Here is a 25,720-nt window from a genome sequence, read left to right on the forward strand (position 1 = left end):
CTGCTTGCAGTCTGCCCACTCTGCCTTGCTGCGAGTTAGCCGAAAACGACCTGCCCATAGGTATTAAGGCCACTGGTACGCCTTCAAATCTCCTCGGTGTACAGCACCACCGTCACATAGAAATAGCAACCCTGGAAATGCCGGGCGCCGCTGGCCGGATCGAAGGCGTTGCGCGCGTGCAGGGTGCGGCGGTTGTCGAAGCACCAGAGCTGGCCTGGATCCAGGCGGCGAATCACCTGGAACCTGGCCTCACGGGTCATGGCGATAAAGCGCCGGTAGGCGCGATACAGCACGGGCATCTGTTCCACCGAGGTGTCGAACGGGCCGCGCAGGAAGTTGGCCATGCGGATTTCTGCAACCTGGCCCTGGGCGTCCAGGGCGATGATCGGCGCCAGGCAGCGATAGTCGCTGTGGCGGTCCTTGTTGCGAAATTCCACGGGGATCTCGCACAACGCGCGAAACGCCTCTGGATTCTCCCGGCGCAGGGCATCGGCAATGGCAAAGCCGTCGACGAAAATGCTTTCGCCGCCCACCGCGTCATTCACCAGGCAGTGTAGAAACTGCAATCCCGGTTGCAGCTCGCGGGTGGGCAGGTCGCTATGCAAGGGCAGGTTGAAGGCGGTGTAGGCATTGCTGTCGGCATCGGCCTTGGATTGCACGTTGAACAGCACGCCGAAATTGCTTTCACGGATGAACGAGATGCGCCGGGCGATCAGGGCCAGGGAGCCGGGCTCGGTAGGCGCGCCGCGGACCTGGGTCAGTCCGGTGTCGCGCAGGGCTCGCAGCCACGCCAGGAGTACCGTGGGATCGTCCATCAGTGCCTGATAGTCGAATACCGGTAGTTGCAGGTTGCTGTCCCACAGCCGACTTTGCGCCTTGTTGGCGCGGCGCTCCTCGCGGGACTGCTGGTCATAGGCGTGGGCCCGCAGCCAGCCGGGATCGAAGCGGCTGCGGTGGCCGTCCGACCAGGTGAGGCTCAGGCAGCCGTGATCATCGATACGCGCCTCGTGGCAGTCGATGTCCTCGGCTACGTCGACGATTTCCAGCACTTGTTCACGGGTCACGCTGTAGACGCATTCCGCGCAGGGGCAGTTGTCCCGCAGCCACTGATGATGAAAGGGGCTGAGGCGAGCATCAGCCCAGTGCACCTGAACCCGGTCCGGCAGTACCTGGGCGGCGGTCAACGCGCTGATCAACGGGTAACGGCGATAGTCGGCAAAGGCGGCGGTGTTCACGGTGGTCTCCTTTTTCGGGCGGGTGGTTATTTTTCCGCTGGCAGGCCAATGACTCGGCCGAGGTACGTCGGACGTGGCAGGTCTGTCTGCGTGGCCGCGATGGCCTGCAGGCGTTGCAGCACCGGTTCGCTGAACGGCGCCGAGCGAGGGCCGGCCAGGTCGACGTGGAGCAGCATCTGTTCATTGCCGGCCAGCTCCTGCGGGTCGCCGATCTTGTGCAGGCGGTGATACAGGTGCAGCCGTTTGTGGTCATGGCCGATGATCTGGGTGTGCACTTCGACCTCGGTGTCGAGCTTCACCTCGTGCAGGTAATTGAGGTGCAACTCCAGGGTGAACAGCGAGTGACCGCTGGCCTCGCGGTTGTCGCTGTCCAGGCCCAGTCGGTCCATCAGTGCATCAGTGGCATAGCTGAAGATCAGCAGGTAGAAGGCATCGCGCAGATGGCCGTTGTAGTCGACCCAGTCGTTGATGATGCGGGTGCTGTAGGTGGTCAGGGCAGGCATAGGCTCACCAGATGTATGTAGGAGCCGGCTTGCCGGCGAAGGCGTCCTTCAGGGCGCGGCAGGGCTTGGCCGCCTGTTCGCCTGTTCGCTGGCAAGCCAGCTCCTACAGTGATTGGGGTTAGTCGTGAAAGTGCATGCCGTGCTTGGCCTTGGTGGTTTGCACCGCCTCTAGCACCGCCAGCAGGCAGTCATCACGATAGCGCTCCAGGGCCGCAATGCTGTGGCTGCCCAGTTGCTCGGCGGTGCCTTCGACTACATCATCGATCAGCTTGTCGGTCAGCTCCGGTGCTGGCAGGTAGGTCCAGGGCAGTTGCAGCGCCGGGCCGAACTGGGCCATGAAGTGGCGCATGCCGGCGTCGCCCCCCGCCAGCGTATAGGTGAGGAAGGTGCCCATGAACGACCAGCGCAAACCGGCGCCGAAGCGGATCGCATCGTCGATTTCCCCGGTGGTCGCCACGCCGTCATTCACCAGATGCAGGGCTTCGCGCCACAGGGCTTCGAGCAGTCGGTCGGCGATGAACCCCGGGACTTCCTTGCGCACGTGCAGTGGCCGCATGCCCAGGGATTCATAGACCTTGATCGCAGCCTGCACCGCTTGTGGCGCAGTGCGCTTGCCGCCCACCACTTCCACCAGGGGCAACAGGTACACCGGGTTGAACGGATGACCAACCACGCAGCGTTCCGGGTGAGTCGAGCCTTCGTAGAATTCGCTGGGCAGCAGGCCCGAAGTGCTGGAGCCGATCAGGGCATCGGGCTTGGCCGCGGCGCTGATCTTGCTGTGCAGTTCAAGCTTCAGTTCCAGGCGTTCCGGAGCGCTTTCCTGGATGAAGTCGGCATCCTTCACGCATTCTTCGATGGTGCTGACAAAGCGCAGGCGCTGTTGCGAGGCGCCGGGGGCCAGCCCTTGTTGCTCCAGGGCGCCCCAGGCGTTGGCGACACGTTTGCGCAGGGCCACTTCGGCGCCGGGGGCCGGGTCCCAGGCCACTACGTCCAGGCCGTGGGCCAGGGCACGGGCTACCCAGCCGCTGCCGATCACGCCGCTGCCCAGAGCGGCGAAGGTTTTGATGTTGGTGATAAAAGTCATCGCGTCTTCCTGGAAAAAGAGTCTGTAGAAGCGGGCTTGCCAGCGAAGCGGTTGGCGGCCTTGCGGGCCTCTTCGCCGGCAAGCCGGCTCCTACGGGGAGGGTGGGTTCGGCTTAGCCGCGTTGCTTCAGGCCCATTTTCTGGCGGCCCTCGGCCGGGGTCAGAACCCGGGCCCCCAGGCGGCTGAGGATCTCCGTGGCTCGTTCCACCAGTTGCCCATTGGTGGCGAGCACGCCGCGATCCAGCCACAGGTTGTCTTCCAGGCCGACTCGCACGTTGCCCCCTAGCAGCACCGCTTGCGCGGCCATCGGCATCTGCATGCGACCGATACCGAAACCGGCCCAGACCGCACCATCCGGCAGGTTGTCGACCATGGCCTTCATGGTGGTGGTATCGGCCGGGGCGCCCCAGGGAATGCCCAGGCACAGCTGGAACAGCGGGTTGTCCAGCAGGCCTTCCTTGATCATCTGTTTGGCGAACCACAGGTGGCCGGTGTCGAAGATTTCCAGCTCGGCTTTCACTCCCAGTTCCTGGATGCGTTTGGCGCCGGCGCGTAACTGGGCCGGGGTGGACACGTAAATGGTGTCGCCATCACCGAAGTTCAGGGTGCCGCAGTCCAGGGTGCAGATCTCCGGCAGCAGCTCCTCGACGTGGGCCAGGCGGGTCAGCGGGCCCACCAGGTCGGTGTTGGGACCGAACTCCATGGGGTTTTCGCCGCCACCGATCTCCAGGTCGCCGCCCATCCCGGCGGTGAGGTTGACGATGATGTCGACGTCCGCCTCGCGGATGCGCTCCATCACCTCTCGGTACAGCGCCACGTCGCGGCTGAACTTGCCGGTCTGTGGGTCGCGCACATGGCAATGGACCACGGTGGCCCCGGCTTTGGCGGCTTCCACCGCGGCGGCGGCAATCTGTTTCGGAGTGACCGGCACGTGGGGGCTCCTGGCGGTCGTGTCGCCAGCACCGGTGAGTGCGCAGGTGATGATGACGTCGTGGTTCATGGTGCGGGTTCCTTACAGGCGTGGTGAGCCACTGCGCAGCCGGTTGGCGCTGCGCAGATGCGTTCGAGGTGGTTATTTGCTGGTCAGTTTCAGGTGTTCAGCGGCGGGCTTGCCGTCGAAGGTAGTCACCCCTTCGAGCCAGCGCTCCTGGTCTTGCGGATGGTCGGCAAGCCATTGCCTGGCGGACTCCAGGGCGTCCTTGTGGTCGAGCAGCGGTTGCATCATGCGGCTCTCGTCCTCGGCGCTGAAGGTCATGTTGCTCAGCAGCCGGCTCACATTCGGGCACTGTTCGGCATAGTTCGGAGCGGTGACGGTCCACACCGTGGCCATGCCTTCATTCGGCCCCAGGGCGTCATCGCTGCCGGTGAGGTAGCTCATCTGTACGTTGACGTTCATCGGGTGCGGCGCCCAGCCGAAGAACACCACGGCCTCCTTGCGGCGCACGGCGCGATCCACCGCGGCGAGCATGCCGGCTTCACTGGATTCCACCAGCTGGAATTTGCCCAGGCCGAACTGGTTCTTGGCGATCATCGCCTTGATCTGGGTATTGGCGCCCGAACCGGGTTCGATGCCGTAGATCTTGCCGCCCAGCTCTTTCTCGAACTTGGCGATGTCGGCAAAGGTTTTCAGGCCCTTGTCGGCCAGGTAGGTCGGCACGGCGAGGGTCGCTCGGGCGTCCTTGAGGCTCGGCTCGGCCAGCACCTTGACCTGCTTGGCATTGATGAACGGGGTGATGGTCTGGGTCATCAACGGATTCCAGTAGCCGAGGAACAGGTCCAGGCGCTGATCACGGATGCCGGCGAAAATGATCTGCTGCGAGGCGCTGGTCTGCTTGGTCTTGTAGCCGAGGCCGTCGAGCAGTACTTGGGCCATGGCACTGGTGGCGATCACATCGGTCCAGTTGACCACGCCCAGACGCACGTTCTGGCAACTGGCGGCGTCGGCGGCCATGGCTGCGGGGGTGAGCAAGACGGTACCGCTGAGTGCAAGAACACAGCTGCTGATCAGTCGTTTCATGGGGGTTCCTCGGCAGGTCGTTATTGTCGGTCCCGGCGTCTTTGTGCGTCGGTGATGCCAAGGTACGCAGGCATCGCGCCAGGCAAACGCACAGCGGCGACCGACTCTTGCACTGCAGCGACCCCGACCCTTGTGAGGACCGGGCATTTGGCGTATCAAAGGCCCCACGCTGGCCGTCATGCGAGTGCGTTCCATGTCCCAGGATTTCTACTTTCTGCTGATGCCGGGGTTCTCGGCCATCGGCTTCATTTCCGCTATCGAGCCGCTGCGAGTGGCCAATCGCTTTCGCGGTGAGCTGTACCGCTGGCACGTGCTGAGTGCCGACGGCGGTCCGGTACTGGCCAGTAATGGCATGTCGGTCAATGTCGATGCGGCTCTGGAGCCGTTGAAGAAGGGCGCGACCCTGTGGGTGGTCGCCGGCTTCGAACCGTTGAAACTCCTCACTCCGGCCCTGGAGCACTGGTTGCGCCGGCTGGACCATGAGGGCGTGACGTTGGGCGCGATTGATACCGGCAGTGTGCTGCTGGCCGAGACCGGTTTGCTGGAGGGGCACCGGGTGACCCTGCACTGGGAAGCCATCGACGCCTTCAAGGAGTCTTATCCACAGCTGGGCGTGACCCAGGAGCTGTTCGAGATCGATCGGCGGCGCATTACCTGTGCCGGCGGCACAGCGTCCATCGACATGATGCTCGACCTGATCGCCCAGGCCCACGGCCCGGAGCTGGCGATCCAGGTCAGCGAGCAGTTTGTGCTGGGGCGCATCCGTCCGCGCAAGGACCACCAGCGCATGGAAGTCGCCAGTCGCTATGGCATCAGCAACAAGAAGCTGGTGCAGGTGATCGGCGAGATGGAGCAGCACAGCGAGCCACCCCTGAGCACCCTGGCCCTGGCCGAATCGATCAAGGTCACTCGGCGCCAACTGGAGCGGTTGTTCCGTCTGCACCTCAATGACACGCCGAGCAACTTCTACCTGGGGCTGCGCCTGGAGAAGGCCCGACAGTTGCTGCGCCAGACCGACATGAGCGTGCTGGAGGTGAGCATTGCCTGTGGATTCGAGTCGCCGTCCTACTTCACCCGCAGCTATCGAGCACGATTCGTGCACTGCCCACGGCAAGACCGGCGCCTTCTGGGAGGCGGCCGGGAGCTGGTTTGACAGGGTTTTACAGTCAATTATACTCGCCGCTATAAATTATAGTCCTGGCAATAATTGAGTATAAAACCATGTCGAAAAACACCGGCTTCGTGTTTCGTCGTCCTGCACTGGCGCTCAATATTGCCGATGGCCTGGTGGGCTCGGGGATTCAGGACTACAGCTCGGGGCTGTTCCTGGCGGCGCCACGGCGCACGGGTAAAAGTACCTTTCTGCGCGAAGACCTGCTGCCCGAGTGCCAGCGTCGCGGTTGGCTGGCGGTGTATGTCGACCTGTGGGCCAGTCGCGAAAAAGACCCTGCCGAGTTGATCGCCGGTGCCATCGCCGGTGCCCTGGTGCCCTTCGAGAAGGGCATTCGCAAACTGGCAAAATCCCTGGGGGTGGAGAAGCTCAGCTTCCTGCGCACCTTGTCCTGGGATTTCAGCAAGTCCCAGTTGCCCGAAGGCGCGACCCTGACCCAAGCCCTGGAGTTGCTGCACAGCGCGGCCGGCAAGACCGTGGTGCTGGTGATCGACGAAGCCCAGCATGCCTTGAGTTCCGAGGCCGGGTTGAATGCCATGTTTGCCCTCAAGGCCGCCCGGGACCAGCTCAACCAGGGGCGCGACATGGACACCCACGGCCTGCGCCTGGTGTTCACCGGGTCCAATCGCGACAAGCTGGCGCACCTGGTGTTGAACCGCAACCAACCTTTTTTCGGTTCGAGCATCACGCCTTTCCCGCTGCTGGGACGCGATTTCACCAAGGCCTATACCGCCCATCTGAACGCCCACCTGGCGTCCACCAACCAGTTCGACGCCGACGACCTCGACCAGGCGTTCGAATGGGTTGGCCGGCGCCCGGAAATGCTCCGCAGCATCATCGGCCAGGTGGCCCTGGAGTTGGGTGAGGCGAGCCAGCTCAACGAACTGCTGCGCAGCAGCGCCGAGATTCTTCGGGCCGGGGTCTGGAGCGAGTTCGAAAGCGCCTGGAATGGTTTGACCGCAGCGCAGCGGGCGGTGCTGGAAGTGATGGTGGCGCGCTCCAACAACAACCTGCCCTTCGCGCCCTTTACCGATGACACCCTGGCGGCGGTCGGCGAAGCGCTGAAGGCCTCCGGCAGCCATTCGACGCCCGGCACCCAGACCATCCAGGCCTGTATCGACGCCTTGCGGGAAAAGGAGTTGGTGTGGAAATCCAGCCGTGGCGCCTATGCCCTGGAAGACAACTCGTTCGCCGACTGGCTCCAGCACTACCGGCGTAAAGCCGCTGAATAGCGCTGGTCGGTAGCGGTTCGCAGGCTCCGATCACGGGCGGACAACAGGTCGGCAGGACCTTGCCCGTGACCCGCTAGCGGGGTCAAGGCAGGTGCCTCCAGCAGAGGAGGGATGTGGGGCAAGCGCAAGTTGCAATCTCTCGATGGGCCAGTGGTGACACCGGTCCATCGAGGGGCTTGGCGCCTTACCAGCTGTAGGCGACCGTCGCGGTCAGTGCCCGTGGGTTGCCATAGTTGCAGCGGAACTCGCCGTTCTGGCAGGTGGCGTAGCTGTTGTTGAGCAGGTTGCTGCCGTTGAGTTGCAGGCGCCAGCTTTCCAGGTCATAGCGGGCCATCGCATCGAACAAGGTGTAGCCGGGAACCCGCAGGGTGTTGGCGTCATCGCCGAAGCTGGAACCGACATAACGCGCACCGGCGCCGAACCCCAGTCCTTTCAATTCACCGCTCTTGAAGCTGTAGTCGGCCCAGAGGGAGGCGGTGTGTTCCGGCACGTTGAAGGGCCGGTTGCCTTCAAAGTTGGTATCCCTGGTGACCTTGACCCGGGTGTAAGCGAAGTTGGCGATCAGGTTCAGTTCTTCGCTGAGGCCGGCGATGCCTTCCAGTTCGATGCCCCGCGAGCGTACCTCGCCGATCTGGATCTGGTTGACGCCGCTCGGGTCGTTCGGGTCGGTGGTGGGAACGTTCTGCTTGCGCAGGTCGAACGCCGACAGGGTCACTGAACTGTTGCTGCCGGGTGGCTGGTACTTGAGGCCGACCTCATGCTGCTTACCGGTGGACGGCTGCATGATCTTGCTGGTCAGGGCGACGGTCGGCACGAAGGATTCGGAGTAGCTGTAGTAGGGCGCCAGGCCGTTGTCGGCCAGGTACACCACGCCCGCGCGCCAGGTTGGCTTGCGATCACTGCGCTGGCTGTTGCCCGCCGGATTGCCGGCTGCGTAGACGCCACTGCCGCCATCATTGTTCTGATTGATCCGTGCCCAGTCGACCCGGCCACCCAGGGTGAATGCCCAGTGCTCGTATTTCATCTGGTCCTGAACATAAGCCCCTAGCTGACGCACCTTGCTGACCACCTCGTTGGTGGTTTGCAGGTCGCTCGGCACCCAGCCGTAATTCGGGGTGAAGTAGTTGAAGGCATTCGGATCACCGTTCGGGCTGCCCTGGTTGAAGATGTCATAGGTGGTGTATTGCAGGTCGCCGCCCAGCAGGACTTTGTGTTCGAGGGCGCCGGTGTTGAAGTCGGCCTGCACCTGGTTGTCCAGCGCCCAGCCGGTGAGGGTGGTGGCCGAGGTCAGCGCACCGCGAAAGCCTTCAGCGTAGTCCGAGGGTTTCGATGGATAAGGGTAGGCCGAGTAGCCCAGGCCGTAGACGGTTTCGTAGTCGAGCTTGAGGTGCCGATAGCGGAAATTCTGGCGTGCGCTCCAGGTGTCGTCGAAGCGATGTTCGAACTGATAGCCGACGCTGTCCTGATCGCGGTTGAAATGATCGAAGTCCGGCTCGCCGGCAAACAGGCTGTCCTGGTAACGCCCCAGCGGGTTGCTTTTTACCGTGCCGTAATACGGCAGGTACTGGAACACCGAGCCGTAGCGCTCACGCTGGGTCTGCGCCAGGAGCGTCAGGGAGGTGTCGTCGTCGATGTTCCAGGTCAGGGACGGGGCAATGAACCAGCTGCTTTCGTCGACGTGGTCGATCTGCGTGGAGCCGTCCTTGACCTGTGCGGTCAGGCGACCCAGCCACTGGCCTTGCTCATCCAGCTTGCCGCCGACGTCGATGGCCGCGATCTTGCGATCGTAGCTGCCGTATTGCAGTTTCACTTCCTGGCGCATGTCCGCAGCCGGACGCTTGCTCACCTGGTTGACCAGGCCGCCGGGCGAACTCTGGCCAAACAGCACCGAACTTGGGCCGCGGATCACGTCGACCTGTTCCAGGCTGTAGGGGTCGACACGCCACATGGCGTAGTTGCGGTTGAGCAGGTTCAGGCCGTCGAGAAACAGGCCGTCGTTGGATTGATCGAAACCACGGATATAGATGTAGTCGTTGCGGTTGTCGGCACCGAACGGCTCGGAGTTGACGCCGGTGGTGTAGCGCAGCGCTTCGCTGAGGTTCTGCACGTTCTGCGTGTCGAGTTGCTCGCGGGTGACCACGGAGATCGACTGCGGGACCTCATGGATCGCGGTGTCGGTCTTGGTGGCGGTATTGCTGCGGCTGGCGAGATAACCCACGGGCTGGCTGGTGTTGCTGCCCTGGGACCGACCATTGATGGTGGTGGTGTCGAGGTTCAGCACATCGGCGGGCAGTTGCTCCAGGGTCAGGGTGCCTTGTGGCGTGACCCGGGCTACCAGGCCGGTGCCCGCCAAGGCCCGCTGCAGGGCCTGCTCGGTGCTCAGCTCGCCATGGATCTCGGGGGCTGTCAGGCCTTTGACCAGGCTCGGTACGTAGATGATCTCGCGTCCGCCCTGACGGGCAATACCGCTGAGCGTGGTCGCGAGGCTGGCGGCGGGCAGGTTGAATGTCCGGGGCGCCTGGTTGGCGTTGCCTGGCGCGGCCTGGGCCGCGACGGGCAGCGAACCGAGTAGCAGAGCGAGGCACAAAGGCGTGAGTTCAAAGCACGAGCGACGGGGCATGAGGGGCTCCAGTGGTCTTGGCAAGGCCGCATTTGCGAGCGGTTCATGGGCTATGTGCGATGAAGTCGGAAAAGCGATACAGGGCCGCGAAAATAAATTCAGCGCAGCTCGATGCGGGTCCACCAATCCAGGTAGCGAGTCACGCGCAGTGGCAGGGTCTGCTCCAGCGCCTGCAACGCCCGGTTGCTGTCATCCAGTGAAATCAACGCGGAAACCCGCAGTTCGGCGGCTTGTGGGCTGAGCCGCAGAATGCCCTGGCGATAGGGCCGCAGGGCATTGATCACGTCACCCAGGGGCCAGTCCTCGACATTCAGCCAGCCGTCGGCCCAGGAGCTTTCGCCTTGGCGGTTGGCGGCGAGCCGTTCGATCGCATGGGCGAAACGCGCGCCCTGGCCGGTTTGCAGCACGCGCTGGCTGCCGCTCAGGGTGTCGACGCGCACGCTCGATTCCAGCACCCAGACGTGGCTGGCCGCGGGCTGCTGAGCCACCATGAAGCGCGTGCCCAGGGCGCGCACGCTGCCGAATGGGGTGTGCACCGTCAGTGGGCGCGGATCGTGGCTGACCTGTATCAGCAACTTGCCGGCACGCAAGGTGATGCGGCGTTCGTTGCCGCTGAAGTCGATGTCCACTGCGCTTTGCGCGTCGAGGGTCAACTGGCTGCCGTCTGCCAGCCTGCGCTGCAGGCGCTGGCCAGTGCCGCTGCGCAGGTCCGCACCGAGTTGCGCCAGGGGCAGGCCCGGCTGGCTCAGCAAGGTGGCGCCCACGCCGGCACCGGCCAGTAGCAAGGCCCCCCGCAAAACCTGTCGGCGCCCGGGGTGCGCCGCCTGCAGAGCATGGCGTGCCGGGAGGCTGGAGCGATCGGCCAGGGGCGCCAGGGTCCGCTGCAAGTGATGCTGGACTGTGTCCCAGGCCTGTCGATTGGCCGGGTCAGCTTCCAGCCAGGCTGCGAATGCCTGCCATTCCGGATCATCGGATGAGGTGTCGCGCAGGTTGGCGGTCCACTCGATCGCCTGTTCGAGGCGCTGGCGTTCGATGTTCATTCGCTCAGCAGTTCCTGGCAGCAAAGCTTCAGGCCCTTGGCGACGTACTGGCGGACTCGGATCGTCGAGACGCCGAGCAACGCGGCGATGTCGGCGTACTTCATGCCGTCCAGTTGGCTGCACAGAAAGGCCGTGCGTGCTCGTGGCGACAAGCCGTCGAGCAAGGCGTCGATGGCCAGCAGGCTCTCCATCACCAATGCCCGTTCTTCCGGCGAAGGTTCCAGGGGCACGGGTTGTTGCGCCAGGGCCTGAAGGTAGGCTTGTTCCAGATCACGCCGGCGCCAACCGTCGTACATCAAGCGCTTGGCGATCGTGGTCAACAGCGCACGGGGTTCGCGAATGCCCTGCGGGGAGGGCAGGGCAACCACCTGGACAAAGGTTTCGGCGGCCAGGTCGGCGGCGTTGTGCCGGCAACCCAGGCGCGCCCGCAAACGGTCCAGCAGCCAGCCATGATGCTCGCCAAACAACTGGCTCAACACCTGTTGGCGCAACTCGAAGCTGGCTGGCGCGGAGTCCATGACGGCATTGGCTGAGGGCATGATCGAAGGAACTAGTAAGGTTAATGAAAACCATTATCAATAATTCGCTCGACCGAAACAACTCCTGACAGTTGCCCCAGAGGCACTCCCGGGCTTGTTTCATCTACCGAGGATTGAGTGCTTGCCGCGCGTGGGTCGGCTTACTTCTTCATCAGCGCCGAGCACGCTGCTTTGAACGCCTCATGCTGATACTTGTTCAGCGTCGCCGGCAGGGCGAAGTTGTGCTTCTTGTTCTGCGCATTGATGGTTTGCGGCGACAGCAAGGTCACCTCGCAATGCTCCAGCAACTGCAATACACCTTCGATCTTGAAGGTGGTCGGTCCGCCGGCAAATTCACCTTTCTTGCTGCGCTTCTTGATTGCGATGCGCTGGATGCCGTTGGCCTGGACAAAAGCGCCGACCTGAGCGGCAAAGGCCTTGACGTTGGCGGCCTCGTCGTCCTCTTCAAGGGCGATTTTCTTGGTGGTGATAGCCCGGTGCTGGGGCGTGCCGTCTTCCAGGGTGGCGATGGCGAAGATGGCTTCGCTGCCTTTGATTTCGATACCGCAGATGCTCATGTGCAGGCCTTTTCAATCAGTGAATGAAGCGCAGCTTACAGCTCCAGTTGGTCGGCGCGAATACCAAAGGCGGCGGCGATCTTTTCCCGAGTGGCCTTGCGCGGTTTGGCCACGCTTTCCTGCTGGGCGAAGGCCGGCTGGGAAACTCCCAGGCGCCGGGCGACTTCGTCCTGGGTCAGGTGCAGGTGCTCGCGCCAGGCGCGGATAGGGGTGGCCCCATCGACGATGCGGCTGACCACGGCATGGGGGATCAGGTCAGGCGCCTTCTGCTGCGCAAGGTACTGCGCGTAGGGAATCACCACGAACGCCGGCTTGCCGTCCGGGCCATGGATGATCTGGATGTCAGTAGGTGCGTTCATCACGTTTCTTGACCTCTTGAACACTGGCGATGTGGATAACGCCGTCCCAGTCGAACAGCACGCGGTACTGGCCAACCCGCAGGCTAGGCATAGGTGTGGCCGGACAGGGCTTTGACGTTGCCCCTGGCGGGCATGTCGGCCAGCAGGGAGATCGCGTCGCGAACCTGGATCTGGTGTTCGCTGTGCAATCGCAGCCGTTGCTTGACCGCTTTTCTACTTCAGAGGATCTCGTTCATGGCTGGCTGTATAAGTCTTTTATAAGGAACTCCAATCCTTGCTTATATTTTTCCCGCCGCCAACGCAAAAACCTTATCCCTTTGTTGCCTGAATACGGCTACCAGGTGGTGGATTGCCCGCGTCGGTCCACTTCATGCACCTTGTGCTGCAGCAGGCGTTCCTTGAGCCAGCGTTCGGCCTTGCCCATCACCCGCTGCCGCGCCCAGAGCAGGTCCACGCCCACCAGCCAGTCGGTGTGCGGGTAGGCATCCAGTTGCAGTTCCACCAGTTCGCCGCTGGCCAGTTCGCGCTGGATCAGTTGCCTGGGCAGGGTTGCCCAGCCCAGGCCCGCGCGGACCATCTCCAGCAGCGCCAGGTAGTTTTCCGCCTGCCACAACTGCGTGGCCCGCAGGTACTCGCTGCTGGGCAGTTTTTCCGCGTGGGCGCTGAAGGCCAGGCGCCGGTGCACATGCAGGTCGTCGAAGGTCACAGTGTCCAGGCGGGCCAGTGGATGGTCCGGATGACACACGTGCAACATGATCAGCTTGCCCAGTTGGCGGAACTCCAGTTCCTGGGGATAGCCCGGCTGGGAAAAGGCGATCCCCAGCACCGCCTCGCCCCGGGCCACCAGCTCGCTGGCGTCCCCCGAAAACGGGTGGCGGATTATCAGGTCGACGTAGGGAAAGGCCTGTTCGAACTCGCGCAACACCGGCACCAGTGGGCCGTAGGGCGTCTCGATGACCAACGACAGGCGCGGCTCGACAACTTCTGACAGGCACTCGGCATGGGCCTGCAAGGTCAGGCAGCGCTCCATCACTGCTTCGGCCTGCAGCAGCATCTTCTGCCCGGCGGCGGTCAGCACCGGAGTACGCGCCGAGCGGTCGAACAACTCCACCCCGAGGTCGGTTTCCAGGTTGCCGATGGCCACGCTGACCGTGGATTGGGTCTTGCCCAGCTTGCGTGCGGCCGCCGAGAACGAGCCGCTTTGCGCCGCTTGTACGAACATCTGCAGTTGATCCAGTGAAAAGCGCATCGGTTCGTCATCCCTGGGCGGCGGATTTATCCATCGCTAAAAACGATGGCTGCTCATTTGTTTCATCGTATTCAAGCACAGATTATCCGCTCCAGCGTCCGTACTTCCTGCCTTGGGGCTGATCCCCCGATACCTGCCAGAACAACAACAAAAGCTGCGCCTTCAGGAGACACACGACATGAGCCATAAGCGCGTTCACCCGGTGGACGAAATCCTGCCCTTGCGGCAACTCTTCACCTTTGGCCTGCAGCACGTGCTGGTGATGTACGCCGGCGCGGTGGCGGTGCCGTTGATCCTCGGCAGTGCCTTGGGGCTGACCTCGGCCCAGGTGGTGATGTTGATCAACGCCAACCTGCTGACCTCCGGTATTGCCACTCTGATCCAGACCCTGGGTTTCTGGCGCTTCGGCGCTCGCTTGCCGATGATCCAGGGCTGCTCGTTCATTGCCCTGGCGCCGATGATCATGATCGGCAAAGAGTTCGGCCTGACTGAAGTGTTTGGCGCGGTGATCGCCGCCGGGGCCATCACCATCGCCCTGGCGCCGGTGTTCAGTCGCCTGTTGCGTTTCTTTCCACCGGTGGTGATCGGCAGCCTGATCACCATCATCGGCATCTCGCTGATGCCCGCCGCAGCGATCTGGCTGGGAGGCGGGAATCCCTCGGCAGAAAATTTCGGCGCTCCGGCCAACCTGTTGCTGGGGCTGGCCACGGTGACGGTGACCCTGGTGATCTACGCCAAGTTCTCCGGTTTCATCGGCAACCTCAGCGTGCTCATCGGCCTGTTCGTCGGCAGCCTGATCGCCGCGGCCTTCGGCATGACCCACTTTGCCCAGGTGGGCAGTGCTGCCTGGTTTGAGCTGAGCCCGCCGATGGCCTTCGGTGCGCCGCAGTTCTCGTTGATGCCGATCCTGGTGATGACCCTGGCGATGCTGGTGATCATGGCCGAGACCACCGGCAACTGCCTGGCGATCGGCAAGCTCACCGGTAAACCCACCACCCAGTGCACCCTGGGCGATGCGTTTCGCGCCGACGGCCTGTCCACCATGCTCGGCGGCCTGTTCAACAGTTTTCCCTACAACGCCTTCACCCAGAACACCGGGCTGATTGCACTTTCCAACGTACGCAGCCGCTTCGTGGTGGCGGCTGCGGGGGCGATCATGGTGCTCATGGGCTTGTTTCCCAAGCTCGGGGCGTTGATTGCCGCGGTGCCGACACCGGTGCTCGGCGGCTGCGCCATCGTCATGTTCGGCATGACCACCGTGGCCGGGATCCAGGAGCTGTCGCGGGTGACTTTCGAAGGCACCCGCAACGGCATCATCGTCGCGGTGTCGGTGAGTGTCGGGGTCTTGCCGATGTCCTATCCGGCATTGTTCGAGCATGCCGGCGGGGCGCTGAAGCTGGTGCTCGAAAGCGGCATCTTCCTCGGCGCGATCACCGCCATCGTGCTCAATGTTCTGCTCAACCCCCAAGCCCGGGGCCCGCTTGCGGCTGCCGCGGAACTCAACGACTGAAAACTTTTATCTGCGGCCCTGATCGGGGGCGGGATTGTTGTGCAAACCCATAAGGAGGTCGACATGACCCGTTTCACTTCCCTTGTACCTGCCGGTGTCACCGAACTGGACTTGCAACTGCTGCGCCAGAGCATCGAACTGGCCGAAGCGGCCAAGGCCCGGGGCCGCCACCCGTTCGCCGCACTGGTGGCCGACCGTGATGGCCAGATCATCGCCAGCGCCGGCAACAACTCGATGCCTCCGGAAGGCGATCCCACCCAGCATGCCGAGCTTTCTGCGGCGGCCATGGCGGCCCAGGTCCTCAGCCCCGAGGCCCTGGGCCAATGCACCCTCTACACCAGTGCCGAACCCTGCTGCATGTGTTCCGGAGCGATCTACTGGACCGGCATTGGCCGGGTGGTCTATGCGCTATCGGAACATGCCTTGCTGGGCCTGACCGGTGATCACCCGGAGAACCCGACCTTTTCCCTGCCGTGCCGCGAAGTGTTCGCTCGTGGTCAACGGCAGATCCCGGTTTTCGGCCCGATGCTCGAAGAGGAGGCGGCCAAGGCCCATGTGGGGTTCTGGCAGTGAGCGGGGGGATTTCCATCCACGTGGTGGACGTAGCCAGTGGCAAAGTGGCCGAAGGCATGCGGGTGCAGGTACGTCGTCTGGGCGGGGAGGTGCTCTGTGCAGGACGCATCGCCGGCAATGGCTTGCTGACCGAGTTGAGCGGGTTGCTGGCGAGCTTCAGCCAGGACGTCTACGAGGTAGAGCTGGAAGTGGCGGCATTCTATCGAGAGCAGGGGCAGGCTACGGTGCAGGTGCCCTTTCTCGATGTGCTGGTGTACCGCTTTGGCCTGGATGATCCGCACCAGCATTACCACCTGCCGTTCAAGCTCACCGCCTGGGGCGTTTCCTGTTTCCGTGGCGGTGCCTGACCTGGCTCTGTAGGCGTGGGATTGTTGGCGAAGACGTGAGAGCGTCTTCGCAGACAAAACCGCTCCTGCAAGAGCTGGGTTATTGCTGGGCAATCGACTCGATGAACTCCGACCGTTCGTCGCTCATCCGTGCCAGGCAATCATGGGTGGCGATGGTGTAGGCCTTGCTGCCGGGCTTGGCCGGGAAGGACTCCACCGCGCAGTCGGCGTCACGTTGCTTCTGCCACAACTGCTGGGCGTTCTTGACCTTGGCGGTGATGTCACTCAACTGCGCCTTGTCGTTGCCATACAGAGTGCCCAGGCGCTCCAGCAGGCTCTGCACGTTGTCGCTCAGCAACTGTTCGGCGGTGGTCTTGTTGAAGGTTGCACACTCCAGGGTCTGCACGTCGTTCTCGACCGCATCGCAGGGGGAGCTGTCGGCCTGTTCGGCGGCTTGTACGCCAGCCGTCAGCAGTAGCAAGGCCAGGAAGATCGGTTTCATTGCGGCGCCGCCCTCAATCCAGTGAAGCATCCAGTAAAGCGGCGAATTCTGGCGTAAGCCTCGGGTTCTGAACAGAGGCCCCGGTTGCCCTTCATCGGGCCCTTTGTCGTCGCTTGACGCTTTCGGCAAACCCCCTGTCGTTTTTGCACCGAGGCGCCCTGGCCCTCAGGCATATGCTGGCCCCAAAGCGCCGGCAGACGATTCGGCGCATGAATCGCCAATAAGGGGACAGCCTGATGAGCCCAGCCGAATTACACGCCGACAGCATCGTTATCGACGGGCTGATCATTGCCAAGTGGAACCGCGAGCTGTTCGAGGACATGCGCAAGGGCGGCCTGACCGCTGCCAACTGCACCGTGTCGGTGTGGGAAGGGTTTCAGGCCACGGTCAACAACATTGCCACCAGCCAGAAACTGATCCGTGAAAACAGCGACCTGGTGATGCCGGTGCGGACCACCGCCGACATTCGCAAGGCCAAGGAAGTGGGCAAGACCGGCATCCTCTTCGGCTTCCAGAATGCCCACGCCTTCGAGGACCAGATCGGCTATGTCGAGGTCTTCAAGCAGCTGGGCGTAGGCATCGTACAGATGTGCTACAACACCCAGAATCTGGTGGGCACCGGCTGCTACGAGCGCGATGGCGGCCTGTCGGGGTTCGGTCGCGAGATCGTCGCCGAGATGAACCGCGTCGGGGTGATGTGCGACCTGTCCCATGTCGGTTCAAAAACCTCGGAAGAGGTGATCCTCGAATCGAAGAAGCCGGTCTGCTATTCCCACTGCCTGCCTTCGGGCCTCAAGGAACACCCACGTAACAAGTCCGATGCCGAGCTGAAGTTCATCGCCGACCACGGCGGTTTCGTCGGCGTGACCATGTTCGCGCCGTTCCTGGCCAAAGGCATCGACTCGACCATCGACGACTACGCCGAAGCCATCGAATACACCATGAATATCGTGGGTGAGGACTCCATCGGCATCGGTACCGACTTCACTCAGGGTCATGGCCAGGACTTCTTCGAATACCTGACCCACGACAAGGGCTACGCCCGGCGCCTGACCAGCTTCGGCAAGATCATCAACCCTTTGGGGATCCGCACCGTCGGCGAGTTCCCCAACCTCACCGAGACCCTGCTCAAGCGCGGCCACCCCGAGCGTGTGGTGCGCAAGATCATGGGCGAGAACTGGGTCAATGTCCTGAAGGATGTCTGGGGCGAATAAGCCTGCTTATCACACCTTATCCGATACCCCCTGCCGTCCTCGCAGGGGCACTCAACGTGTTTTCCGGAGTTAAGTTTCCATGGCCAAGATCGCCCCGCAATTGCCTATCGAAGTCGACAGCGAAACCGGTGTCTGGACCTCCGACGCCTTGCCGATGCTCTATGTGCCACGGCACTTTTTCGTCAACAACCACATGGGCATCGAGGAAGTACTGGGCGCTGAGGCTTATGCCGAGATCCTCTACAAGGCCGGCTACAAGTCCGCCTGGCACTGGTGCGAGAAGGAAGCCGAATGCCACGGCCTGGAAGGCGTGGCGGTGTTCGAACACTACATGAAGCGCCTGTCCCAGCGTGGCTGGGGCCTGTTCAAGATCCAGGACATCGACCTGGATAAAGGCACCGCCAGCGTCAAGCTCGAGCACTCGGCGTTCGTCTACGTGTACGGCAAGGTCGGGCGCAAGGTCGACTACATGTTCACCGGCTGGTTCGCCGGCGCCATGGACCAGATCCTGGGCGCCCGTGGCAGCAAGGTCCGCACCGTGGCAGAGCAGGTTTACGGTGGTTCCGAAGAAGGCCACGACGATGGCCTGTTCGTCGTCAAACCGTTGTAAGCGGAGTTAAGAAAAATGGCTTTCGAAGCGATGTTCCAGCCGATCCAGATCGGCAAACTGACCATCCGCAACCGTGTGCTCAGTACCGCGCACGCCGAGGTCTACGCCACCGACGGCGGCATGACGACTGAACGGTATGTGAAGTACTACGAAGAAAAGGCCAAGGGCGGCATCGGCCTGGCGATCTGCGGCGGCTCCTCGGTGGTGGCCATCGACAGCCCCCAGGAATGGTGGAGCTCGGTGAACCTGTCCACCGACCGCATCATCCCGCACTTCCAGAACCTGGCCGACGCCATGCACAAGCATGGCGCCAAGATCATGATCCAGATTACCCACATGGGCCGGCGCTCGCGCTGGGACGGTTTCAACTGGCCGACCCTGATGTCGCCGTCGGGTGTGCGCGAGCCAGTGCACCGCGCCACCTGCAAGACCATCGAGCCGGAAGAGATCTGGCGAGTGATCGGCAACTACGCCCAGGCTGCGCGCCGGGCCAAGGCCGGTGGCCTGGACGGGGTGGAACTGTCGGCGGTGCACCAGCACATGATCGACCAGTTCTGGAGCCCGCGGGTCAACAAGCGCACCGACGAATGGGGCGGCACCTTCGAGAAGCGCATGCGTTTCGGCCTGGAAGTGCTCAAGGCGGTGCGTGCCGAAGTGGGTGACGATTTCTGCGTGGGCATGCGCCTGTGCGGCGACGAATTTCACCCGGACGGCCTGTCCCACGAGGACATGAAGCAGATCGCCAAGTACTACGACGACACCGGCATGCTGGACTTCATCGGTGTGGTGGGCTCGGGTTGCGACACCCACAACACCCTGGCCAACGTGATCCCCAACATGAGCTTCCCGCCGGAGCCGTTCCTGCACCTGGCGGCGGGCATCAAGGAAGTGGTCAAGGTCCCGGTGCTGCACGCGCAGAACATCAAGGACCCGAACCAGGCCACGCGGATTCTCGAAGGCGGTTACGTCGACATGGTCGGCATGACCCGTGCGCACATGGCCGACCCGCACCTGATCGCCAAGATCAAGATGGGCCAGATCGACCAGATCAAGCAGTGCGTCGGCGCCAACTACTGCATCGACCGCCAGTACCAGGGCCTGGACGTGCTGTGCATCCAGAACGCCGCCACTTCCCGTGAGTACATGGGGGTGCCGCACATCATCGAGAAAACCACCGGCAGCAAGCGCAAGGTGGTGGTGGTCGGTGCCGGCCCTGCCGGCATGGAAGCCGCCCGCGTAGCCGCCGAACGTGGCCACGAGGTGACCCTGTTCGAGAAAAAAGAAGCCATTGGCGGGCAGATCACCACGGCTTCCAAAGCCCCGCAACGGGACCAGATTGCCGGTATCACCCGCTGGTACCAGCTGGAGCTGGCGCGGCTGAAAGTCGACCTGCGCCTGGGCACCGCAGCGGACACCGCGACCATTCTCGATCTGCGCCCCGACGTGGTGGTGCTGGCGGTGGGCGGTCATCCGTTCATCGAGCAGAACGAACACTGGGGCGCCGCCGAAGGCTTGGTGGTCAGCAGTTGGGACATCCTCGACGGCAAGGTCGCGCCGGGCAAGAACGTGCTGGTCTACGACACCATCTGTGAGTTCCCCGGCATGTCGGTCGCCGACTTTATCGCCGACAAAGGTTCGCAAGTCGAGATCGTCACCGACGACATCAAGCCGGGCATCGCTGTAGGTGGTACGTCGTTCCCCACCTACTACCGCAGCCTGTATCCGAAGGAAGTGATCATGACCGGGGACCTGACCCTGGAGAAGGTCTACCGCGAAGGCGACAAGCTGGTGGCGGTGCTGGAGAACGAATACACCGGCGCCCGGGAAGAGCGGGTGGTGGACCAGGTGGTGGTGGAGAACGGCGTGCGTCCTGACGAGGAACTCTATTACGGGCTCAAGGAAGGTTCGCGCAACAAGGGCCAGATGGACATCGAGGCGTTGTTCGCGATCAAGCCGCAGCCGTGCCTGAGCGAGGCCGGGGAGGGCTACCTGTTGTTCCGCATCGGCGACTGCGTGTCCCAGCGCAACACCCATGCCGCGATCTATGACGCACTGCGCCTGTGCAAGGATTTCTAAGCCACTTCCTGTAGGAGCCGGCTTGCCGGCGATCGGCACTGGCGAGATACCGCGTCCTGCCTGATCGCTGGCAAGCCAGCTCCTACAAGGCCCCAGGTCTTTGGGAGCTCCACCATGTTGAACACCCTTCTTCCCATTCTGTTGTTCGCCGCCGTCGGCCTTGCGGTCCTCGGCGCGCTGCGACGCGTGGCCATGTGGCGCCGCGGACGAGCCTCCAAGGTCGACCTGATCGGCGGCCTGCTGGCCATGCCCAAGCGCTACATGGTGGACCTGCACCATGTGGTGGCCCGGGACAAGTACATGGCCAACACCCACGTGGCCACGGCGGGCGGTTTCGTCCTGGCCGCGGTGCTGGCGATCCTGGTGCACGGCTTCGGCCTGCATAACCGCATCCTCGGCTACGCCCTGCTGCTGGCCACCACGCTGATGTTCGTCGGCGCGCTGTTCGTCGCCCTGCGTCGGCGCAATCCTCCTGCGCGGCTCTCGAAAGGCCCGTGGATGCGCCTGCCGAAAAGCTTGCTGGCGTTCTCCGTGAGCTTCTTCCTGGTGACCTTGCCGGTGGCCGGGATCCTTCCGGAAAACTTCGGTGGCTGGCTGCTGGCGACGATCCTTGCGGTCGGTGTGCTGTGGGGTGTGTCCGAGTTGTTCTTCGGCATGACTTGGGGCGGGCCGATGAAGCACGCCTTCGCTGGCGCCTTGCACCTGGCCTGGCACCGCCGTGCCGAACGTTTTGGTGGTGGCCGTTCCACCGGCCTCAAACCCCTGGACCTGGAAGACCCGAGCGCGCCCCTGGGGGTGGAAAAGCCCAAGGACTTCACTTGGAACCAGCTGCTGGGCTTTGATGCTTGCGTGCAGTGCGGCAAGTGCGAAGCCGTGTGCCCGGCGTTTGCCGCCGGGCAACCGTTGAACCCGAAAAAGCTGATTCAGGACATGGTGGTTGGCCTGGCCGGCGGCACCGACGCGCAGTTCGCCGGCAGCCCTTACCCATCCCTTGACGGCGGGGGCAAGGCCATCGGCGAACACGGCGGCAACCCGCACCAGCCTATCGTCAATGGCCTGGTGGATGCCGAGACCCTGTGGTCCTGCACCACCTGCCGTGCGTGTGTCGAGGAGTGCCCGATGATGATCGAGCACGTCGATGCCATCGTCGACATGCGCCGTTACCTGACCCTGGAAAAAGGCGCCACGCCGAACAAGGGCGCGGAAGTCCTGGAGAACCTGATTGCCACCGACAACCCCGGCGGTTTCAACCCGGGCGGGCGGATGAACTGGGCGGCGGACCTGAACCTGTCCCTGCTCAGCGAGAAGCAAACCACCGACGTGCTGTTCTGGGTCGGCGACGGCGCCTTCGACATGCGCAACCAGCGCACCTTGCGGGCCATGGTCAAAGTGCTCAAGGCGGCCAAGGTCGACTTCGCCGTACTCGGCCTGGAAGAACGCGACAGTGGCGATGTGGCTCGGCGGCTGGGTGACGAAGCAACCTTCCAACTGTTGGCCAAGCGCAATATCCAGACCCTGGCCAAGTACAGTTTCAAGCGCATCGTCACCTGCGATCCCCACAGCTTCCACGTCCTGAAAAACGAATACGGCGCCTTCGACGGCAACTATCAGGTACAGCACCACAGCACCTACCTGGCTGAACTGATCGGCGCCGGCGCGCTGAATCTTGGCCAGCACAAGGGCAGCAGCGTGACCTATCACGACCCGTGCTACCTCGGCCGCTACAACGGTGAATACGAGGCTCCTCGAGACGTACTGCGAGCCTTGGGTATCGAGATCAAGGAAATGCAGCGCTCGGGCTTTCGCTCCCGTTGCTGCGGCGGTGGCGGCGGGGCACCGATCACCGACATCCCGGGCAAGCAGCGGATTCCCGACATGCGCATGGAAGACATCCGCGAGACCGGCGCCGAGCTGGTGGCCGTGGGTTGTCCTCAGTGCACGGCGATGCTCGAAGGGGTCGTGGAGCCGCGGCCGATGATCAAGGACATCGCTGAACTGGTGGCCGACGCGCTGCTCGAAGACGCAACGCCGGACAAAGCGCCAGCGTCGGTGAAACCTGAACCTGCGGAGGTGCACTGATGAGCGAAATTATCCGCCGCGATCCTCGCGCCGAATGGATCGCCCGTAACCGCCTGCACCCGTTGCATGCCGCCATGCAGCCGGCGCAACACAGCTGGATGGGCCCCAATGGCCTGATCCGCAAGAATCCCCATGGCGTCGGTTTCATCGGTCCCAACGGCCTCAAGCGCATCGACCGCAGTGGCGCCCAGCAGGGCGGCAGCGCCAAGCGCACGGCGGCGGCCGAGGTGCAATTGCCGCTGCATCAAGTGGCGCAGCCGGCGTTCTACATCAGCGTGGTGCCGGACATGGTCGGCGGTCGCCTGAGTAGCCACGACCGCGACCTGCTGGGCCTGGCCCACCAGTTGGCGGGCGAGGACGGTGCGGTACTGGCGGTGGTGTTTGGCGAACACAAGGAATCGGCCTTTGCCACGGCTGGCGTCGATCGCTTGCTGGTGCTGCAAGGTGTGGAGTTCGACGGTTATGCACCGGAACAACGGGTGCAGGGCCTGCGGGCTGTGGATAACCAGTTCAGCCCACGCCACTGGCTGCTGCCTGACAGCCGCACCGGTGGTGGCGAACTGGGCCGGCGCTTTGCCGCGGCCCTGGGCGAACGCCCGGCGACGCGGGTCTGGCAGGTCAAGGACGGGCAGTGCATTGGCCGTGCCGGTGCCGGTTTGCAGGACCTGGCGCGGCCGGTGGCACGCTTGATCCTGGCCGCCGCTGAATGCGCCGAGCCGGTCAGCGACACCCGCCATGAAGCCTTGCCGGTGGAGTTATCCACAAGCATGGCGCGCAGTCTGGCGCGGATCGACGATTTGGGCGCGGTGGCGGTGGACCCCGCGGCAATTCCCATGGCCGAGGCGGAGTTCATCTTTTCCGGGGGCAACGGGGTCAAGGACTGGCCACTGTTTCACCAGGCCGCCGTGGCCCTGGGCGCGACTGAAGGCGCCTCGCGAGTGGCGGTGGACGACGGCTTCATGGCCCGTGACCGGCAAGTGGGGGCCAGCGGTATCTGGGTCACTGCGCGGGTCTATGTGGCCGTGGGGATTTCCGGGGCGATCCAGCACCTGCAGGGCATTGGTGCCTGCGACAAGGTGGTGGCGATCAACCTCGATCCGGGTTGCGACATGATCAAACGGGCCGACCTGTCGGTGATTGGCGACAGCGCCGAGATTCTCAAGGCCTTGATCGCGGCGGTAGCGGCTTACCGTGACGGCGCCAAGCGCGATGCGGCTTAAGGAACACGTGTTATGAACAGCAATGTGATCAGCCTGGTATCGATTGGTGCACACCCCACTTCCGGCCGCCCGCGACGGGCCGAGCAGGATGCCCGGGCCGTGGAACTGGGCCTGCAACTGGCCGGCGAGCAGCTGCAGGTGCTGCATGCCGGCGACGTCGCCGAACCGGCCTTGCGCGCCTACCTGGGCATGGGCCTGGAACAGTTGCACGTGCTCGAGCAACCGGCGGGCGCCGATGCGCTGCCGGCCTTGACCCAGTACCTGCGGCAGGCCGGCGCCCAAGTGGTGCTCACTGGCAGCCAGGCGGAAACCGGCGAAGGTTCGGGCATGCTGCCGTTCCTGCTGGCGGAGAACCTGGGCTGGCCATTGGTGGTGGGGCTGGCACAAGTGGAGTCCCTGGCCGATGGCGTGGCCCTGGTCCTGCAGGCCTTGCCCCGGGGGCAACGGCGTCGGCTGAAGGTGCGCCTGCCGTTCCTCGCCACTGTGGATAACGCCGCGCCCAAGCCGCGCCAAAGTGCCTATGGCCCGGCACGTCGCGGGGAGTTGCAGGCAGACCAGGTCGTGGTGGTGGAAGACGAGTTATTCACAGCCAGCAGCCTGCAACCGGCCAAGCCCCGGCCCAAGCGCCTGAAAGTGATCAAGGCCAAGAGCGGTGCGGATCGCATGAAGGCCGCCACCGCCAAGGCCAGCGGCGGCACCGGCCAGGTACTCAAGGGCGTCAGCCCGGAAGCCGGCGCCGAAGCCATTCTCAAATTGCTCATCGAAGAAGGCGTCGTTCGCTGAACTCAGGTTCATGCAAAGACCTCGAGCCGCGCACCCAGCGTAGGAGCCGGCTTGCCGGCGAAGGGGACGCCAAGGTTTTGCACCGCTCGGCGGCGCTGTTCGCTGGCAAGCCAGCTCCTACAAGGGAAATCGCGCTTGCACCCAGCGTAGGAGCCGGCTTGCCGGCGAAGGGGACGCCAAGGTTTTGCACCGCTCGGCGGCGCTGTTCGCTGGCAAGCCAGCTCCTACAAGGGAAATCGCGCTTGCACCCAGCGTAGGAGCCGGCTTGCCGGCGAAGGGGACGCCAAGGTTTTGCACCGCTCGGCGGCGCTGTTCGCTGGCAAGCCAGCTCCTACAAGGGAAATCGCGCTTGCACCCAGCGTAGGAGCCGGCTTGCCGGCGAAGGGGACGCCAAGGTTTTGCACAGCTCGGTAGCGCTGTTCGCTGGCAAGCCAGCTCCTACAAGGGAAATCGTGCTTGCACCCAGCGTAGGAGCCGGCTTGCCGGCGAAGGGGACGCCAAGGTTTTGCACCGCTCGGCGGCGCTGTTCGCTGGCAAGCCAGCTCCTACAAGGGAAATCGCGGCTGCACCCAGCGTAGGAGCCGGCTTGCCGGCGAAGGGGCCGCCAAGGTTTTGCACAGCTCGGTAGCGCTGTTCGCTGGCAAGCCAGCTCCTACAAGGGAAATCGCGCTTGCACCCAGCGTAGGAGCCGGCTTGCCGGCGAAGGGGCCGCCAAGGTTTTGCACAGCTCGGTAGCGCCGTTCGCTGGCAAGCCCGCTTTCGCAAGAGTAGCGCTGGGGTTACTCACAATCCCTGTGTGCGTACCTGTGGATAAGGTGTTCGCGCCTTGCTCAAGCCCATGTGGAACAAGCCCTGCAGCCATCTGTACGAAATTTGAACAGCCTAAGCTGGCGATTTTTATGGCTTTTTTTCCAGGGTAGAGAAATATCCGAAAGGACTTTTGCACAACACTTGCCCCCAAAGTCTGTTGGTGCTTCTGTGGATAAGATGTTCGCTTAGCGCTGCAGGCCTTGCAGATCGGGTGTTTCATAGGGTTGATCAAAAAACACTCAAACACCCTCTTTTCTGTCGATAATCCAGGTAAAGCCCCGACGATTCGTGGCTTTCAGGGGTTTTCCACAGTGCTTGCCGTTCTCGGCTGCAGTTGCCCCCAAAGTCTGTTGGCCGTTCTGTGGATAAGGTGTTCGCCTTCCGCTGGGCGCCTTTAAAGACGTGGCTTGC

Annotated in this window: 23 protein-coding genes and 1 pseudogene; 11 read left to right on the plus strand and 13 right to left on the minus strand. The window is 63.3% G+C overall.

Annotated elements, in window-relative coordinates; translation table 11 throughout:
• Positions 1–83: 83 nt before the first annotated feature.
• The 5 genes from GV818_RS29560 to choX form a co-directional block, all read right to left on the minus strand.
• On the minus strand, positions 84–1,235 hold the full coding sequence (locus tag GV818_RS29560; RefSeq protein ID WP_161778249.1) for a gamma-butyrobetaine dioxygenase: 1,152 nt from the start codon (positions 1,233–1,235) through the stop codon (positions 84–86).
• Positions 1,236–1,261: 26 nt separating this feature from the next.
• Positions 1,262–1,738 (minus strand): thioesterase family protein, encoded by a 477-nt coding sequence (locus GV818_RS29565; RefSeq protein WP_161759883.1) that lies wholly within the window; start codon positions 1,736–1,738, stop codon positions 1,262–1,264.
• Positions 1,739–1,856: 118 nt separating this feature from the next.
• Positions 1,857–2,822, minus strand: coding sequence for an L-carnitine dehydrogenase (locus GV818_RS29570; RefSeq protein WP_161759884.1), 966 nt, complete (start codon positions 2,820–2,822; stop codon positions 1,857–1,859).
• A 112-nt stretch (positions 2,823–2,934) separates the two neighbouring features.
• A complete protein-coding gene (locus GV818_RS29575; RefSeq protein ID WP_161759885.1) occupies positions 2,935–3,822 on the minus strand; it encodes a 3-keto-5-aminohexanoate cleavage protein in 888 nt (295 codons plus the stop codon).
• Positions 3,823–3,894: 72 nt separating this feature from the next.
• Positions 3,895–4,839: a choline ABC transporter substrate-binding protein gene (gene choX / locus GV818_RS29580; protein WP_161778250.1), complete on the minus strand. Its 945-nt coding sequence runs from the start codon at positions 4,837–4,839 to the stop codon at positions 3,895–3,897.
• A gap of 193 nt (positions 4,840–5,032) precedes the next feature.
• Here choX and GV818_RS29585 point away from each other — a divergent pair, with 193 nt between their 5' ends.
• Together GV818_RS29585 and GV818_RS29590 are read left to right on the plus strand one after the other, a co-directional pair.
• Positions 5,033–5,992, plus strand: coding sequence for a GlxA family transcriptional regulator (locus tag GV818_RS29585; protein WP_161759887.1), 960 nt, complete (start codon positions 5,033–5,035; stop codon positions 5,990–5,992).
• 68 nt (positions 5,993–6,060) lie between these two features.
• Positions 6,061–7,242 carry an AAA family ATPase gene (locus GV818_RS29590; RefSeq protein WP_161759888.1) on the plus strand — a complete coding sequence of 394 codons (1,182 nt, stop codon included), beginning with the start codon at positions 6,061–6,063 and terminating at the stop codon, positions 7,240–7,242.
• Positions 7,243–7,426: 184 nt separating this feature from the next.
• Here the strand turns inward: GV818_RS29590 and GV818_RS29595 are convergent, their stop codons facing one another.
• The 7 genes and pseudogenes from GV818_RS29595 to GV818_RS29625 form a co-directional block, all read right to left on the minus strand.
• Positions 7,427–9,862, minus strand: a complete 2,436-nt coding sequence (locus GV818_RS29595; RefSeq protein WP_161778251.1) for a TonB-dependent siderophore receptor — start codon at positions 9,860–9,862, stop codon at positions 7,427–7,429.
• Positions 9,863–9,960: 98 nt separating this feature from the next.
• The gene (locus tag GV818_RS29600) at positions 9,961–10,902 is read right to left on the minus strand and encodes a FecR domain-containing protein (protein ID WP_161778252.1); all 942 of its coding nucleotides are present in this window, start codon (positions 10,900–10,902) and stop codon (positions 9,961–9,963) included.
• Complete coding sequence (locus GV818_RS29605; RefSeq protein WP_161759891.1) at positions 10,899–11,441, minus strand: sigma-70 family RNA polymerase sigma factor; 543 nt, start codon at positions 11,439–11,441, stop codon at positions 10,899–10,901. The genes GV818_RS29600 and GV818_RS29605 overlap by 4 nt, the downstream gene beginning before the upstream one ends.
• A 140-nt stretch (positions 11,442–11,581) precedes the next feature.
• The gene (locus tag GV818_RS29610) at positions 11,582–11,998 is read right to left on the minus strand and encodes a DUF3010 family protein (RefSeq protein WP_161759892.1); all 417 of its coding nucleotides are present in this window, start codon (positions 11,996–11,998) and stop codon (positions 11,582–11,584) included.
• 35 nt (positions 11,999–12,033) lie between these two features.
• Positions 12,034–12,357 carry a helix-turn-helix domain-containing protein gene (locus GV818_RS29615; protein WP_161759893.1) on the minus strand — a complete coding sequence of 108 codons (324 nt, stop codon included), beginning with the start codon at positions 12,355–12,357 and terminating at the stop codon, positions 12,034–12,036.
• Positions 12,341–12,551: pseudogene (locus GV818_RS29620) on the minus strand (type II toxin-antitoxin system RelE family toxin). The gene GV818_RS29615 and the pseudogene GV818_RS29620 overlap by 17 nt, the downstream one beginning before the upstream one ends.
• 140 nt (positions 12,552–12,691) lie before the next feature.
• Complete coding sequence (locus GV818_RS29625; RefSeq protein WP_161759894.1) at positions 12,692–13,606, minus strand: LysR family transcriptional regulator; 915 nt, start codon at positions 13,604–13,606, stop codon at positions 12,692–12,694.
• Between the two features lie 178 nt (positions 13,607–13,784).
• Here GV818_RS29625 and GV818_RS29630 point away from each other — a divergent pair, with 178 nt between their 5' ends.
• The 3 genes from GV818_RS29630 (at position 13,785) to GV818_RS29640 (ending at position 16,036) form a co-directional block, all read left to right on the plus strand.
• Positions 13,785–15,116: a nucleobase:cation symporter-2 family protein gene (locus GV818_RS29630; RefSeq protein WP_161759895.1), complete on the plus strand. Its 1,332-nt coding sequence runs from the start codon at positions 13,785–13,787 to the stop codon at positions 15,114–15,116.
• Positions 15,117–15,179: 63 nt separating this feature from the next.
• The gene (locus GV818_RS29635; RefSeq protein WP_161759896.1) at positions 15,180–15,689 is read left to right on the plus strand and encodes a nucleoside deaminase; all 510 of its coding nucleotides are present in this window, start codon (positions 15,180–15,182) and stop codon (positions 15,687–15,689) included.
• Entirely contained in the window at positions 15,686–16,036 is a 351-nt protein-coding gene (locus GV818_RS29640) for a hydroxyisourate hydrolase (RefSeq protein ID WP_161759897.1), read from the plus strand. The genes GV818_RS29635 and GV818_RS29640 overlap by 4 nt, the downstream gene beginning before the upstream one ends.
• A gap of 79 nt (positions 16,037–16,115) precedes the next feature.
• Here GV818_RS29640 and GV818_RS29645 read toward each other — a convergent pair whose 3' ends face one another.
• On the minus strand, positions 16,116–16,517 hold the full coding sequence (locus GV818_RS29645; RefSeq protein ID WP_161759898.1) for a lysozyme inhibitor LprI family protein: 402 nt from the start codon (positions 16,515–16,517) through the stop codon (positions 16,116–16,118).
• 236 nt (positions 16,518–16,753) lie between these two features.
• Between GV818_RS29645 and GV818_RS29650 the strand changes: the two genes are divergently transcribed.
• From GV818_RS29650 to GV818_RS29675, 6 genes are all read left to right on the plus strand, one after another.
• Positions 16,754–17,731 (plus strand): dipeptidase, encoded by a 978-nt coding sequence (locus GV818_RS29650; protein ID WP_161759899.1) that lies wholly within the window; start codon positions 16,754–16,756, stop codon positions 17,729–17,731.
• Between the two features lie 79 nt (positions 17,732–17,810).
• Positions 17,811–18,341: a 4-vinyl reductase gene (locus GV818_RS29655; RefSeq protein WP_161759900.1), complete on the plus strand. Its 531-nt coding sequence runs from the start codon at positions 17,811–17,813 to the stop codon at positions 18,339–18,341.
• Between the two features lie 15 nt (positions 18,342–18,356).
• Positions 18,357–20,417 (plus strand): dimethylglycine demethylation protein DgcA, encoded by a 2,061-nt coding sequence (gene dgcA, locus GV818_RS29660; RefSeq protein WP_161759901.1) that lies wholly within the window; start codon positions 18,357–18,359, stop codon positions 20,415–20,417.
• A 114-nt stretch (positions 20,418–20,531) separates the two neighbouring features.
• A complete protein-coding gene (gene dgcB / locus GV818_RS29665) occupies positions 20,532–22,496 on the plus strand; it encodes a dimethylglycine demethylation protein DgcB (RefSeq protein WP_161759902.1) in 1,965 nt (654 codons plus the stop codon).
• Positions 22,496–23,716: an electron transfer flavoprotein subunit alpha/FixB family protein gene (locus tag GV818_RS29670; protein ID WP_161778253.1), complete on the plus strand. Its 1,221-nt coding sequence runs from the start codon at positions 22,496–22,498 to the stop codon at positions 23,714–23,716. Before dgcB ends, GV818_RS29670 begins: the two co-directional genes overlap by 1 nt.
• Positions 23,717–23,728: 12 nt before the next feature.
• Positions 23,729–24,499 (plus strand): electron transfer flavoprotein subunit beta, encoded by a 771-nt coding sequence (locus GV818_RS29675; protein WP_161759904.1) that lies wholly within the window; start codon positions 23,729–23,731, stop codon positions 24,497–24,499.
• The last annotated feature ends 1,221 nt before the right edge of the window (positions 24,500–25,720 follow it).

The sequence above is a fragment of the Pseudomonas sp. Fl4BN1 genome (genome assembly GCF_009908285.1).
GTDB lineage: Bacteria > Pseudomonadota > Gammaproteobacteria > Pseudomonadales > Pseudomonadaceae > Aquipseudomonas.

Bases quoted from the DNA above. Each gene is read 5' to 3' on its own strand.
- GV818_RS29650 (WP_161759899.1), top strand. From the start codon at position 16,754: ATGAGCCCAGCCGAATTACACGCCGACAGCATCGTTATCGACGGGCTG.
- GV818_RS29570 (WP_161759884.1), bottom strand. From the start codon at position 2,822: ATGACTTTTATCACCAACATCAAAACCTTCGCCGCTCTGGGCAGCGGC.
- GV818_RS29670 (WP_161778253.1), top strand. From the start codon at position 22,496: ATGAGCGAAATTATCCGCCGCGATCCTCGCGCCGAATGGATCGCCCGT.
- GV818_RS29645 (WP_161759898.1), bottom strand. From the start codon at position 16,517: ATGAAACCGATCTTCCTGGCCTTGCTACTGCTGACGGCTGGCGTACAA.
- GV818_RS29625 (WP_161759894.1), bottom strand. From the start codon at position 13,606: ATGCGCTTTTCACTGGATCAACTGCAGATGTTCGTACAAGCGGCGCAA.
- GV818_RS29600 (WP_161778252.1), bottom strand. From the start codon at position 10,902: ATGAACATCGAACGCCAGCGCCTCGAACAGGCGATCGAGTGGACCGCC.
- GV818_RS29655 (WP_161759900.1), top strand. From the start codon at position 17,811: ATGGCCAAGATCGCCCCGCAATTGCCTATCGAAGTCGACAGCGAAACC.
- GV818_RS29610 (WP_161759892.1), bottom strand. From the start codon at position 11,998: ATGAGCATCTGCGGTATCGAAATCAAAGGCAGCGAAGCCATCTTCGCC.
- dgcA (WP_161759901.1), top strand. From the start codon at position 18,357: ATGGCTTTCGAAGCGATGTTCCAGCCGATCCAGATCGGCAAACTGACC.
- GV818_RS29565 (WP_161759883.1), bottom strand. From the start codon at position 1,738: ATGCCTGCCCTGACCACCTACAGCACCCGCATCATCAACGACTGGGTC.
- choX (WP_161778250.1), bottom strand. From the start codon at position 4,839: ATGAAACGACTGATCAGCAGCTGTGTTCTTGCACTCAGCGGTACCGTC.
- GV818_RS29635 (WP_161759896.1), top strand. From the start codon at position 15,180: ATGACCCGTTTCACTTCCCTTGTACCTGCCGGTGTCACCGAACTGGAC.
- GV818_RS29575 (WP_161759885.1), bottom strand. From the start codon at position 3,822: ATGAACCACGACGTCATCATCACCTGCGCACTCACCGGTGCTGGCGAC.
- GV818_RS29630 (WP_161759895.1), top strand. From the start codon at position 13,785: ATGAGCCATAAGCGCGTTCACCCGGTGGACGAAATCCTGCCCTTGCGG.
- GV818_RS29595 (WP_161778251.1), bottom strand. From the start codon at position 9,862: ATGCCCCGTCGCTCGTGCTTTGAACTCACGCCTTTGTGCCTCGCTCTG.
- GV818_RS29605 (WP_161759891.1), bottom strand. From the start codon at position 11,441: ATGCCCTCAGCCAATGCCGTCATGGACTCCGCGCCAGCCAGCTTCGAG.
- dgcB (WP_161759902.1), top strand. From the start codon at position 20,532: ATGTTGAACACCCTTCTTCCCATTCTGTTGTTCGCCGCCGTCGGCCTT.
- GV818_RS29590 (WP_161759888.1), top strand. From the start codon at position 6,061: ATGTCGAAAAACACCGGCTTCGTGTTTCGTCGTCCTGCACTGGCGCTC.
- GV818_RS29585 (WP_161759887.1), top strand. From the start codon at position 5,033: ATGTCCCAGGATTTCTACTTTCTGCTGATGCCGGGGTTCTCGGCCATC.
- GV818_RS29675 (WP_161759904.1), top strand. From the start codon at position 23,729: ATGAACAGCAATGTGATCAGCCTGGTATCGATTGGTGCACACCCCACT.
- GV818_RS29615 (WP_161759893.1), bottom strand. From the start codon at position 12,357: ATGAACGCACCTACTGACATCCAGATCATCCATGGCCCGGACGGCAAG.